Here is a 12,785-nt window from a genome sequence, read left to right on the forward strand (position 1 = left end):
AGAATTTAAATAAAATTTGCTATTCTCTCTGTTTTTTCTTACGATGGAGATAATAATCCAATTTTTTCAAAGGGGTGCAGTTATTTGTCAAAACGAACCGCATTTATTATGGGAGCCAGTCAAGGGATCGGAAAAGCAATCGCTCTGAAGCTAGCAGACCAGCATTTTTCCATCGTCATTAATTCGCGAAACTTGGACAATATTGAACCTGTCAAAGAAGATATTTTGGCCAAGCATCCTGAAGCGAGCATCATTGTCCTTGCGGGTGATATGTCTGACCAACAAACGAGAGCCGACGTTTTTCAAAAAATCGAATCTCAATGCGGACGGCTGGATGTTTTGATTAATAATATTCCGGGCGGCGCGCCTGACACATTTGATAGCTGCAATATAGAGGATATGACGGCCACGTTCACACAAAAGACCGTTGCCTACATTGACGCTATCAAGCGTGCTGCCTCACTGATGAAACAAAACGAGTTTGGCAGAATCATCAACATTGTCGGAAATCTGTGGAAAGAACCCGGCGCCAATATGTTTACAAACAGTATGATGAATGCCGCTTTAATTAACGCCAGTAAAAATATTTCCATTCAGCTTGCTCCTCACAACATTACAGTCAACTGCCTGAATCCTGGTTTTATCGCGACAGACCGTTATCATCAATTTGTGGAGAATGTGATGAAAAAGAACAGCATATCCAAACAAGAAGCAGAAGAACAGATTGCTTCCGGGATTCCGATGAAACGGGTCGGATCAGCCGAAGAAACCGCAGCGCTCGCCGCGTTTCTCGCCTCTGAGGAGGCCTCCTATATCACAGGACAGCAAATTTCCGCTGACGGCGGCAGCATGAAAAGCATATAAAAAAATCCCGCTTTTTAGCGGGATACTTCTTGTAATGAGGAAAACGGCAGGTTCAGCTTTTGAATCCGCATGACAAATTCACGCAGATCCTCCTGCTTCGATACCATTGATATTCTGACATGCCGTTTTCCGTTGCTGCCGAAAATCTCTCCCGGTGTTACGACAACATGGGCCTGCTCCAGCAAGTAGTCAGCGAATTGGTGAGAAGACTCAAACATTTTTGGAATTTCAGCCCATACATAAAATGTTCCTCTTGGTTTTTCAATCTTCCAGCCCAGTTCTTTTTCACATAGCTCCGTAAAAAAGTCAATCCGTTCCGCATAGATGCGTTTCAAGCGATCTGTCTGGTCCTGATCTCCTGATAGCGCCGCACTGGCCGCCTGCTGCAGACCGCCAAACATGCCGACAAAGACGTGATCCTGAAATTCATTGACCGCTTGTATAATCTTTTCATTCCCCACGGCAAACGCCATTCTCCAGCCGGCCATGTTAAATGTTTTTGAAAATGAATAAAGCTCTGCGCCCACCGTTCTTGCATCCTCCGCCTGCAGGAAGCTGGCCGGTTTTTTATCAAACTCAAATGCGCCGTACGCAAAGTCATGAATCAGATGAATCTGGTGCTCTTTTGCAAATGCGGCCGCTTTTGCATAAAAAGCTGCATCCGCCACAGCTCCCGTCGGGTTATTCGGATAGTTCAAAAACATCAGTTTCGCTTTTTGTAACACAGCGGGATCTATTTTCTCAAACTCAGGCAGATAGCCGTTTTCTGCGTGCAGCGGCATTTCGTGCAGCTCTGCTCTTGCCATTGTAATACCCGAAAGATATTCAGGATAGCCTGGGTTCGGGACCAGAGCGATATCTCCCGGATTGAGCAGGCACTGTGTTAAAACATACAAGCCTGCTTTTCCTCCGCCGAAGAGCGCCACTTCTGTTTCAGGATTGATTGTCACTCCGTATTCTCTTTTATAGAAAGCGGCAATCGCTTCCTTTAGGAAGGGATAACCTCTGAATGGCCCGTACCCGTGAAAAGAAGGGTTCACAGCCGCCTCCTGCAATGCCTGCACGATATGCGGCGGAGTAGGAAGGTCAGGGTTCCCCTGTCCGAGATTAATGACTTGCGCCCCCGTTTTTTCCATTTCTTTTACCTTTTGAAAAACGAGAGAAAATTCTTGCCTTGGAAGTGTCTTGATGACGTCGGACGGTGTTATTTCCATCTGAAAGACTCCTTATAAGTGAATTTGCTCAGTTTTTTTATCCCGTTCCAAAAAAGATTTGTTCACCAGTTTCGTATGCAAAAACAAACCGCTTACCATGATGACAATCAGCCCCATGATGACAGGAGCCTCTAACACGTTGATAAGCATGGAACCAACCGAAATGCACAAGCCAATGGACGCTTCAGCCACCGAAAAAATACGCCCTTGAATCTGGTTCGCCGCGTTTTCCTGAACTTTAACCTTTGCAAGCACTTCCCCATATTCCATGGCGATGAAAAAGAGGATGGCGCTAATGACAGATACAGCGAAAATGGGCGTGAATAAAAACAGTGCCAGTGAGACGATTGATAAAATGGTAAAGTACATCAAGCCTTTATTGTTGTTAAAGCCCCATTTGCTGACAAGCGCCGCTCCGATGAAACCGCCGAAGCCGATGCAGAAGGTAAGGATAAAGTTGCCGATCTCCCCGTCACCCAAAAAGCGGCTGACAATCGGAAAATAGCTGTACACGATTCCCCAGAGCATCGCCATCGTAATCATCGTAAACATGGCGTTTAACACGAATGAATTGGTTTTGATTTCCTTCAGCCCTTCTTTAAAAGACTGAAAGGCCTCTTTTACATTTTCAGACTGAATCGGGACAAATTGCAGCTTAATTCGCCTGATAAAAAATGCCGAAACCAGGTATGTCACACCGTTAAAGGCAACAGCCATCTCTACAGACCCGGCTAACAGGAATAACCCTCCGGCGGCCGCGCCGACAATGATCGAAATGGTCGTGGCTTTAGCGAATAAGGTATTGATCGTTTTAATGTCTGATTCCAATGAAGACATGACCGCGAGACGCGCCGGATTAAAAAACACGCCGCTCCCGTAAGAGACAAACAGCAGAGCAAGAAAAATCAGCGGATACTCGCCTTTTGGGAGAAAGGTGAGCCCCAAAAAGATGATGCCCCTGATGACATCTGTCCACAGCATAATTTTAATTCTGTCCAATCGGTCAACGAGCACCCCCAAAAATGGCTGAAACACCATCGGAATGCTTCTGACCGCGATGACTCCCGACGTCACCCAATAATCGTGATAATATGTAGACAAAATGAGCAGGGCCGGGAGAACACAATAGTCTCCCATAAACGAAAGCGCCTGCCCGTAAAGCAAGTATTTAGAATTTGGCTTTAACTGTTTCATACTGGCAGCACATACTTTGCAGTCAGCTTCGCATGCTGCTGGATTTGTTTAATGGAATCGGCTACATCCTGTGAATTGCTGCCTTTCAGTTCAAATGAGGCAATGGAATTGAAGGCTTCAAACAGGCTCAAATCAACAGACGTACCTGGTGCCGCAGCCGAGAAAGAAACAAGTTCCGTATCTCCCTTCAGCAGCCCGTCCGGAATGCTGATGGATTCAATGATCATATCCTCCGCCGCTTCAGGAAGCTGCCCGTTTTGTTTGAAATGCTCCGGGTACAAATGACAGTCGGCAATATAGCAAGGCTCTTGTTCCAGCAATCCATCCGGAAGATCGGCGTCTTTTCCGAAACAGAGAACATCTAACAATAATTGCGCCATGTCGACGCCGAAGACCTTTTTAATATTCGGAATCATATTCCATCCGGCGAACCTGGCCGCAGACTCTATTAAACCGGCTTCTCTATTTTTCATTAACTTGATTTCTGTATGTGTCGCACAGTTTTCCAGGCCAAGCCCTTCATTTGCCTTTCTGGCCGCTTCAATAATGATCTTTTTCGCTTCATCATCCAAGATGGACGGCGTAATATGCGACGTTTCTGTAAATCCGATTTGCGGTGTTTTGTCATGAATCGCGACTGGAACATATTCTCCGTCTGCCATGATCCCTTCTATGCTGATATAGTCGGAGTATCCCTCGGTTTGATACCAGTCCGAGTATTCTCCCTGTAAAAACTCCTCCGCAATAAATGGGGCTTCAAACGTAACCGCCTTTGGCACATTAATGGATTTCAGATAGTCATTGACTCGGTTAAACTCAGCTTCTGCTGTTTTGGTGTCCGTAATCAGCGTCACGCCGATTGAACTCGCCAAATAAGTCGGTTTTAAGATGAGCGGTGTACCGATCTCTTTCAGCGCGGCGCGGAAATCTTCAAGGGTTGTGACCCGTTTGTTTTTGATTGTTTTGACCCCGGCTTTATTAAACGCTGCCCTCATTTTATTTTTATCTCTGGCATTTTCGGCAGCTTGTACACCGGCTCCTCTTAAGCCGAGTCGTTCACAGGCTTTCGCCATCGGAGCGATGAATAATTCGTTGTTTGTTGTGATGGCTTCCGCTCCAAACATTTCAGCAATCTTGACGATCTGCTCGACTACCTCTTCTTCGGGTTTGTCATGGTCCTCATGCGCCCAGTAAATGGAATCGGGATGCTCAAAATCTGCGATGCTCTGAAAATAATCTTTATCCTTTATGACCGCGACCGAGTATTTTTCAATAAGCGCCGCATGGGAAGCTGTGATGGCAAATGGTCTTGGAATAAAGCTGACCAGGTTATATTTTTCAGCAGCGCTTTGATAAAACATGTGCGGCGGGCAGCCTCCTAGATCAGCGATAACCAAAACTGTTTTTCTCTCCATATGTAAAACACTCCTTCTCTCTCTATTGTGCTGTATATCCTCCGTCTGCGGTGATGGCGCTTCCGGTCATGTAGCTTGATAAATCAGAGGCTAAAAACAGCATCACGTTTGCTATTTCTTCAGGTTTTCCGAGTTTTAGCATCGGATTCACCTTCGCCTTTTCTTTCTTGATTTCTTCAAGTGTGCCTTCATTATTTTCAATAAAGGATTTCTCATTTAACGGCGTATCGATAATTCCCGGACATACACAGTTAACGCGGATTTGATATTTGGCGTAATCAACAGCCATTGACCTTGTCAGCTGCAACACGCCGCCTTTGCTAGCGTTATATGCCGGGATATCAGGCCATGCCACGACTCCGCCGACAGAGCAAGTATTAATGATATTGCCCTTGCCGGCAGCCAGCATATGCTTGAGTGCGTGCTTGCTCATTAAAAACATGCCCGTCAGATTGACTTGGAGCACCTTATTCCAATCGCTCAGCTCCATCTCATGAATAGGCGCGACAATTTCGATCCCCGCATTATTAATTAAAATGTCTAATCCTCCGAATGTATCGATTGCCGATTGAACAGCATGCTGGCAGGCCGCTTCGTCCGTGATGTCTGTTTGCACAAAGTGCAGCCGGTCATGATTTTCTTGCCGGACCATCGCTTCTCCCTGTGCTGCATCAATATCCGCCACAACCACATTTGCCTGCTGGTTCAAAAAAGCTTGAACCGCGGCATAGCCTATGCCTGATGCACCTCCTGTTATGAGGACGGTTTTATTGATGAGGTTCATTATGATTCATCCGCCTTTACCTTTTTCGTCTTTGATCTGTTATAGCGCGGCGGAAAGAAGATGTTAATGGATTGAGATTCTTTTTCAGAACGGTTGATGGCCCCATGGTCTTCACGAGGTTCGCAGAAATAGGCGGTGCCGAATGTCATATCCACTGTGCAGCCTTCAACGGTCATATCATATCCGCCGCCGATGCAGATGCCGATTTGTTCATTGCGATGTTTATGGAAAGGCATTTCGCCGCCGTTTCCAGGAATCTTGGCCAGCATAATTTCTACCCAATCCTCAACAAAGAACGTGACTTCCATTCCGGGCATTAAATCCCTTGTTTTAAAAATATTCAAAAAATAATCTTCAGGACTTGTATATGTTTCATCAGCTTTATACCGTTTAATATCAATGGCAATGACTTCTTGGTCTGTGTCATTTCTTGCTCCATGAGGCACATGCGGCGGCGCGATATATGCCGATTCCAAGGCTGTCATTTTTTTTGTGACATCTCCGACAGTCATGGATAGCTCGCCTGAAACGACCATGCCGATCTGGACTTCCTGATGCTGATGCGGTTCAACATTAGTATGCGGCGGAACGTAAGACATTAGCACTTCAGTATCGCCGCGGACGGTGGAATACTGTCTCACTCCGTTCTCCCACTCTATTAATTTTGGTGTCGGGAAATAAATCTCCTTCAAATCTTGTTCAGTTTTCATACTCAACGTCTCCTTTTCCGAATAATGACCAGCTCATAGGAATGCTTTTAAAGGTCTTAACAAATTTGAGCCCGTATTTTTGCCTTGCCAGTTCATTGGTTAAAGCAATGTCTGAAAGACCTTCTTTTACTTTTTTTGCTGCGGCGCTGGTTGAATTGACCAGCTCAAACCTAACGTCTTTGCGGGTAAAATATTTTATTAAATTGATAGGTGATGGATGTGAAACAATAACAGATGTGTCAAGCATGTCGTCGCTGAATGTGAAATCAGGACGGACTGCCAGGCCGTACATCGGTGTATCGCACCTGAAGATTTGCAAAAGCTGCAAATCCGGCCTCATGTAGAAATGCTTAATGCCGTCGTAAGCATGTGGAACGATGGTGTATTCCAGCGGGCTTTGAAGAGTCCTTTCGATGCATGATTCAAATGTATCATGCAAAGATAATTTACTGTTTAGCCCCTGGAGAAGAGTAAAATTGGAGATGAAATGTTTTGCTGCGTACTCACTGCTTGTCCCTTCTGGGCCGAGCGTGTTGACTGTAATCAGTTTTGATATTGAATAAGCTTTGTTTTTAGTCTGAATGCTATTATCCAATATAATCATGAGCACCAACCAATCTTTTAAATTTTAAGTAAATTTTATCCAGCGGAGATAAGACTGTCAACATTATTTGGAAATATTGATAAATATCCCTATACAAACGAAAAAACCCTAAAAATAGGGTTTTATACATCGCTTATTTATAGGAATTTAGAAGCTTTGTTTATTGATATAATGAATGATCCGCTTTCTGATCATGAATGCCGTACTTTCTGTAGGCAAAAATACTGAGTCCCAATCCCAGTACTGTAATGCCTGCACATATGAACCCGACAGCTGTATAACCATATTCCACGTATACCGGTCCCATCAAAGCAGAACCCAACGTCACGGCAAGATTCGAGGCGAGGCTGTAAAACGCCATAATTTTCCCGCGATGACGCTCTGAGCAATCACTCAAAATGGTGCTGAGCAGCGTCACCGTCAAGCTCTGCATTAATCCCCAGATGAATAGACTGATGATGAGCAGAGGCATTGATGCAGGCGCATACGCGATACAAGCCAGCAGAACGCTGATGACCGCCAGCGCAATGACCAGAGAGCGCATTTTTCCAATACGGTCGGCAATCTTACCAGTAATGACGCTCATGGAAAATCCGATGCCATAAATCATGATAAATAAGCCGGCAGCCGTATTGCCTCCAGCAAAAACGTCCTGAAGGTAAGAGCCTAAAAACGAATACATACCGTAAAAGCCAATCATATTGCAAAAGGTGATTATGATATAAACGGGAACACGCGGCACTTTAAGCGCGTCTCGAAATGTCCCCGCCGGCTCCTCTTTTTCCTCCAGGCTATTGTTTTTATTATCGTTATGGCGGCGCATTTCAAATAGGATGAGCAAAACAACAAGCGCACCCATCAAGGCGAAAATCCAGAACGTCCATCTCCAATGTAAGACGCCGCCTATAAATGATCCGATCGGCACACCGAAAATCAGTGCAAGCGACCAGCTTGATACGATCAGTCCCATCACTTTGCCTCGATATGTATACGGGACACGATCCCCGACAACTGCGTAAGCGGTTGGGACAAATGCACCTGCTGCCAATCCTGAAAGCGCCCGGCCTAAAAAGAAGAAAAAGATATTTTGCGCCAAAGCGCATATCACGGTTCCTATAATAAAGATCACAAGTCCCAACATTAAACTCAGTTCTCTCGAGTATTTATCCCCTAAAGGAACCAGCAACGGGGCACCGATAAAAATCATAATCCCATATATACTGATAGATAGCGCAAGCACACTGACATTTGAGTTGAAGGCATCTGCTAAATCAGGCAGCAGCGGTGAAATGACAAGCTCTTCAGATCCAGCCGCAAATACGCCCATTGTTAAAGCCAACGCAAGAAATAGCGGAAAATGATGTTTTGATTTGCTGTGATTGTTTTGTTTACTCTTCATTCTCCCTTAACACCTCTTCCGGAATCTTTTAAATATAAAGTTGAATTATAGTTTAGCATCCTTTATTTACAATTTACAATTCGAACGAAAATGAATTTCTTTTTATTATTTACATTCGAATATGAATAAGGGATTTATTATTTCAATTTTAAAATAAAATAAAAACATATCCTGGGATATGCTATAGTAATAGGATCATTTGTTAAGGTGGGTCATGTGATGAATCAAGGTTATTCAACAGCCGCGCGTTTCAGGCTCGGCATGGTATTCATTCTCGGCACGCTGGCGTCATTCGGGCCGCTGTCGCTTGATATGTATCTGCCTGCTCTTCCCCAAGTCGCTGCCGACCTGCATACGACCGCGTCACTCGCACAGCTGAGCTTAACGTTCTGCCTGCTCGGGCTTGCGCTCGGACAGATTATCGTCGGACCGCTCAGTGATATGAAAGGGCGCCGGAAACCGCTGATCATATCAATGGTGCTTTATACACTCTCATCCTTATTATGCGCGTTCAGCCCTTCTGTCGCGTTTTTAATTATCATGAGGTTTATCCAGGGCTTTACCGGAGCGGCGGGGATTGTCATCGCCCGCGCCACTGCCCGCGATATGTACTCAGGCAAAGACCTGACCGCTTTTTTCTCATTGCTCATGCTCGTAAACGGAGCGGCACCAATTTTAGCCCCAATTACGGGAGGATTCATCCTTCAATTTACTGACTGGTCAACCGTGTTTATCGTGCTGGCCGGGATCGGGTGTCTTATTTTTGTCGCGGTTCTTACCGCATTGCCTGAATCACTGCCTCCTGAAAAACGGACAAAGGGCGGACTCCGGGAGACGCTGACCACATTTCGGCACTTGCTTGCCGACCGGGCGTTTATGGGTTTTGCTTTCAGCCAGGCCTTTATCATGACCGGCATGTTTGCTTATATTTCCGGTTCGCCATTTGTCCTGCAAAACATATACGGTGTGTCGGCCCAGATGTTCAGCATGCTGTTTGCCATCAACGGGGCGGGCATTATTGCGGCTACACAGATGACGGGGCGGCTGGCCAAAAATGTTGATGAGCGCAAGCTGTTCATCTCTGGTCTATTAACCTCCATCATCGGAAGCGCCGCACTTCTTTTGTCGCTCACTTTTGACCTCGGGCTGTTCGCTGTCTGCGCATCTTTATTTATTATCGTCTCCAGTGTCGGTATCGTCACAACGACAGGTTTTACGCTGGCGATGCAAAAGCAGGAAAAAGGGGCGGGCAGCGCCGCGGCGCTCCTTGGGCTTCTGCCCTTTATCGGAGGGGCCATTGCCGCTCCGCTCGTCGGTGTTGCCGGGGAAGAAAGCGCGTGGCCGATGGCGCTGAGTATATCTGGCTTTGATGTGCTCGCGATATTGTCCTATGTGTTTCTTGTCAGACGTAACGCATAAAAAGCTCTCCGGCCTCCCGGAGAGCTTTTTCTATTGCGCTTCTGTTTGCTCTTTTTTCAGCGGTTTTTTTTGTAAGCGTTTCTTGATGCTCAGATGATAGTACGCATAGCAGAAAATAATGAGTGGTACACCGCAGTACAAGCCGATTCTTTGATCTGGGATGAAAATAAGGCTTATCAATATGCATCCGTATAATACAAATCCAAGAATCGGCACCAACGGATAAAGAGGTGTTCTGAATTCCAGGTCGTTCACGTTCCCGCCTTCAGCGAGGAACCGCCTGCGAAAGAAAAATTGTGAGGCGCAAATGGACATCCACGCGACAACTGTCACCATGCCTGAGATTGATATACACCATAAATACACGGTTTCTGCAGCCATGACACTAGTCAGCAGCGAACAGCCGGAAATCCCAATCGTAATCAGCAGGGCATTGATCGGCACCCCTTTTTTGGTCAGTCTGGTTAAAAGGGCCGGACCCATTTTGTTTGTTGAAAGCGACCACATCATGCGCGAGGCTGCATATAAACCAGAATTGGCAACAGATAAAATCGCCGTTAATATGACAAAGTTCATCATATCAGCCGCAAACGGGATGCCGATTTGATCAAGCACCGCTACAAACGGACTTTCAATCACCCCCGCTGTTTCGTACGGAAGAATGGCGACCAAGACGAACATGGCCAGCACAAAGAAAAACAGCGTTCGCCAGATGACATTTCGAATGGACTTCGGCAGTGTCTTTTCCGGACTTTCACTCTCCCCTGCCGCAATTCCGACCAGCTCCGTCCCCTGAAATGAGAAATTGACCATAACCAGCGTAAACATAACAGCCAGCACACCATTTGGAAACAGTCCTTTATCGGTCATGAAATGAGATAAAAAAGGCGTTTCCTGGCCGCCTTTAAAATCAATCAAGCCAAACACAGCGCACCCGCCGATCACGATAAATAATATGATCGCTGTCACTTTGATGCTCGAAAACCAAAATTCCATTTCCGCAAAGCTTCTGACTGACAGCACATTAATTAAAAAGATGATGATACCGAAAACGAGGCACCATATCCAGATTGGCACGGAGGGCAGCCATCTTTGCATCAAAATGCCCGCTGACGTTAGCTCCAAGCCGACTGTATTCGCCCAGCTGAACCAATACAGCCAGCCGATCATAAAACCTGTCGACGGCCCCAAAAACTTTGCAGCATAAGCTTGAAACGACCCGGCGACCGGCATGGCAACAGCCAGCTCCCCTAAACAAAGCATGACTAGATACATTAAAAACCCGCCAATCATATAGGCAACAATCGCTCCGAGCGGCCCCGCCTGGCTGATCGTAAAGCCGGAACCTAAAAACAGCCCGGTGCCGATGACGCCGCCCAAGGCAATCATAAACAAATGCCGGCTTTTCATACTGCGCTGCAATTCATTTTTATGATCCTCCATCATCCTTCTCCCTTCGGCTCTTTTGTGCTGATATTCATCCGATAGCTTTGCAAAAGGTGAACAGTGGTCTGCTGTATCAGATCAGGCAATATATGAAATGTGTACGGCTTGTATACTCTTTCAGTCCATTTATGTCCGGCTTTGCCGTATACCCCCATGTTAATGGAAGGAATGTTCAGTTTCCGTATGTCTTTGAACGGAATGGTTCCAATCATCTCCCACCCCGGGAAGTTTCTGATAAAGGAATCAATTTCGTCATCGGTTTCGTGCAGCGACAAAAAGCTGCCGTCTGCCAAGTAAGGGAAAAACTTTTTGAAAACAAAGGTTTCACCTGTCGTTTTGGCGGTTTTGTCCACCGCTTCTTTGATTACATGCTGCAATAGCTGGTCTCTTGTGCTTTCTTCTTTTAAATAGTTATGCGGTAAATAAGGTGGAGCATAAAACAGAATGACTTTTGCGCCCTGATCGGGATCAAGTTTTTGGAGTTCTTCAATTGCATGAAAACATCTCATGCGCAGTTCAAGATGCTCATTGGCTTTGAATGCTTGCTCTATACACTGCTCAGGATCGATACCGCGGCTTCTTAGCTTTTCCATGTACTGATCCAGACTGAAGACTTGAATATCCCAAGACAAATGTCTCTTTGGAAGATTTGTTCGCTTTAGATATTCTTCATAATAATCAGATAATTTTCGTTTTGTGATCCGGCACGCCTCCTCAGCGACTTGGGTAAGCTGGTCCATGACTTCCTTTGCTGTTTTTTCATATATAAAATAATTGAAATACAAATAGCTGCTGACGGCGGTTTGGACGTTATAGGATTCCTTGTTACCACGCTGGTACAAGCAGGATGGGGGCAAAACCAATTCGCCTTCAATCTTTTCTGCTAAATGAATATTGTTGTGGATGCGGCTTGTGATTTCAGAAGAAATGAGATTTGGATCGATGCCAGCAAGCGTATCTCCGACATGCACTTCCCGGCCTGATATATAAAAGCAAGGCAGCAGCTTTCCCGCGGCTCCGGTGTAAATATATCTTGTTGAATCACCATCGTATAGCGGCGTAATGAAATCGGTATTAATAGCAGCCAGATACTGAATCTGTTTCTCCTTTTTTAATCGGTTCAGCTCAGAAATACTGGCGAGAATACCGGCATGCTGACTTTCTTCATCCGGATTTGCCATAAATAATAAATTTCCCGGCAATGCTTCGCGGTTCTCTGAAAAGTGCAGGAGATTGGACAAATGCACCGCGATGCCGCTTTGCATGTCGACAGAGCCTCTGCCGAACATCCACTCACCCGACTTGGCGTCCCGCTGAACGTCATCATCAAAAGCATAGCTGGAGAAATACTCAGCCAATTTTTCAGAATCAAAAGCGATATCCTTTAGCGGTCCAAAATCTTCAATTCCCACTGTATCCAAGTGGGCGTGATAAATGACGGTATTCCGGCTTTCCCCACTGCCTTTCACAAACGCAAACATATTTTTCCGGTTGTACGGGTCGTTAGGTATAGCCTGCTCCCATACATGGCAAGGATGTTCCTGAAAATAAGGATAGCTCATGATGACATCTTTGATAAAATCAGCTTTCGTCCCTTCCCCGATGGTGCCATTCACACTGCTGAGGCTGACCAGAGACTTTGTCAGTGCCTCGATCCGTTCAGCCGGCATCATGTGACTGATTTTTGTATAGAGCATACATCATCCCCCTCATCCCAAAATGTAAATAGTGCGATC

At 45.7% G+C, this 12,785-nt stretch carries 11 protein-coding genes; 2 read left to right on the forward strand and 9 right to left on the reverse strand.

What is annotated here, in order from left to right; translation table 11 throughout:
• Positions 1-84: 84 nt before the first annotated feature.
• Positions 85-864: an NADPH-dependent reductase BacG gene (gene bacG / locus HC660_RS19135; protein WP_168749019.1), complete on the forward strand. Its 780-nt coding sequence runs from the start codon at positions 85-87 to the stop codon at positions 862-864.
• Between the two features lie 14 nt (positions 865-878).
• Here bacG and HC660_RS19140 read toward each other — a convergent pair whose 3' ends face one another.
• The 7 genes from HC660_RS19140 to HC660_RS19170 form a co-directional block, all read right to left on the reverse strand.
• Positions 879-2,078: a transaminase BacF gene (locus HC660_RS19140; RefSeq protein WP_168749020.1), complete on the reverse strand. Its 1,200-nt coding sequence runs from the start codon at positions 2,076-2,078 to the stop codon at positions 879-881.
• A gap of 12 nt (positions 2,079-2,090) precedes the next feature.
• Entirely contained in the window at positions 2,091-3,272 is a 1,182-nt protein-coding gene (bacE, locus tag HC660_RS19145) for a bacilysin exporter BacE (protein ID WP_168749021.1), read from the reverse strand.
• Positions 3,269-4,687 (reverse strand): alanine--anticapsin ligase, encoded by a 1,419-nt coding sequence (gene bacD / locus HC660_RS19150; RefSeq protein ID WP_168749022.1) that lies wholly within the window; start codon positions 4,685-4,687, stop codon positions 3,269-3,271. Before bacD ends, bacE begins: the two co-directional genes overlap by 4 nt.
• 22 nt (positions 4,688-4,709) lie before the next feature.
• Entirely contained in the window at positions 4,710-5,471 is a 762-nt protein-coding gene (gene bacC / locus HC660_RS19155; protein WP_168749023.1) for a dihydroanticapsin 7-dehydrogenase, read from the reverse strand.
• A complete protein-coding gene (gene bacB / locus HC660_RS19160) occupies positions 5,471-6,181 on the reverse strand; it encodes a 3-((4R)-4-hydroxycyclohexa-1,5-dien-1-yl)-2-oxopropanoate isomerase (protein ID WP_168749024.1) in 711 nt (236 codons plus the stop codon). Before bacB ends, bacC begins: the two co-directional genes overlap by 1 nt.
• On the reverse strand, positions 6,171-6,785 hold the full coding sequence (gene bacA, locus HC660_RS19165) for a prephenate decarboxylase (protein WP_168749025.1): 615 nt from the start codon (positions 6,783-6,785) through the stop codon (positions 6,171-6,173). Before bacA ends, bacB begins: the two co-directional genes overlap by 11 nt.
• 160 nt (positions 6,786-6,945) lie before the next feature.
• Positions 6,946-8,184: an MFS transporter gene (locus HC660_RS19170; RefSeq protein ID WP_168749026.1), complete on the reverse strand. Its 1,239-nt coding sequence runs from the start codon at positions 8,182-8,184 to the stop codon at positions 6,946-6,948.
• A gap of 219 nt (positions 8,185-8,403) precedes the next feature.
• Here HC660_RS19170 and HC660_RS19175 point away from each other — a divergent pair, with 219 nt between their 5' ends.
• Positions 8,404-9,603: a multidrug effflux MFS transporter gene (locus HC660_RS19175; RefSeq protein WP_168749027.1), complete on the forward strand. Its 1,200-nt coding sequence runs from the start codon at positions 8,404-8,406 to the stop codon at positions 9,601-9,603.
• A gap of 30 nt (positions 9,604-9,633) precedes the next feature.
• Here HC660_RS19175 and HC660_RS19180 read toward each other — a convergent pair whose 3' ends face one another.
• Entirely contained in the window at positions 9,634-11,046 is a 1,413-nt protein-coding gene (locus tag HC660_RS19180; protein ID WP_168749028.1) for an amino acid permease, read from the reverse strand.
• The gene (locus HC660_RS19185) at positions 11,046-12,746 is read right to left on the reverse strand and encodes a M20 family metallopeptidase (protein WP_168749029.1); all 1,701 of its coding nucleotides are present in this window, start codon (positions 12,744-12,746) and stop codon (positions 11,046-11,048) included. Before HC660_RS19185 ends, HC660_RS19180 begins: the two co-directional genes overlap by 1 nt.
• Positions 12,747-12,785: the final 39 nt, after the last annotated feature.

The sequence above is a fragment of the Bacillus mojavensis genome (genome assembly GCF_012648005.1).
Lineage (GTDB): Bacteria > Bacillota > Bacilli > Bacillales > Bacillaceae > Bacillus > Bacillus mojavensis.

Coding starts and splice junctions, on each gene's coding strand:
- HC660_RS19185 (WP_168749029.1), bottom strand. CDS start 12,746: ATGCTCTATACAAAAATCAGTCACATGATGCCGGCTGAACGGATCGAG.
- HC660_RS19180 (WP_168749028.1), bottom strand. CDS start 11,046: ATGGAGGATCATAAAAATGAATTGCAGCGCAGTATGAAAAGCCGGCAT.
- HC660_RS19170 (WP_168749026.1), bottom strand. CDS start 8,184: ATGAAGAGTAAACAAAACAATCACAGCAAATCAAAACATCATTTTCCG.
- bacD (WP_168749022.1), bottom strand. CDS start 4,687: ATGGAGAGAAAAACAGTTTTGGTTATCGCTGATCTAGGAGGCTGCCCG.
- bacA (WP_168749025.1), bottom strand. CDS start 6,785: ATGATTATATTGGATAATAGCATTCAGACTAAAAACAAAGCTTATTCA.
- HC660_RS19175 (WP_168749027.1), top strand. CDS start 8,404: ATGAATCAAGGTTATTCAACAGCCGCGCGTTTCAGGCTCGGCATGGTA.
- bacC (WP_168749023.1), bottom strand. CDS start 5,471: ATGAACCTCATCAATAAAACCGTCCTCATAACAGGAGGTGCATCAGGC.
- bacE (WP_168749021.1), bottom strand. CDS start 3,272: ATGAAACAGTTAAAGCCAAATTCTAAATACTTGCTTTACGGGCAGGCG.
- bacB (WP_168749024.1), bottom strand. CDS start 6,181: ATGAAAACTGAACAAGATTTGAAGGAGATTTATTTCCCGACACCAAAA.
- HC660_RS19140 (WP_168749020.1), bottom strand. CDS start 2,078: ATGGAAATAACACCGTCCGACGTCATCAAGACACTTCCAAGGCAAGAA.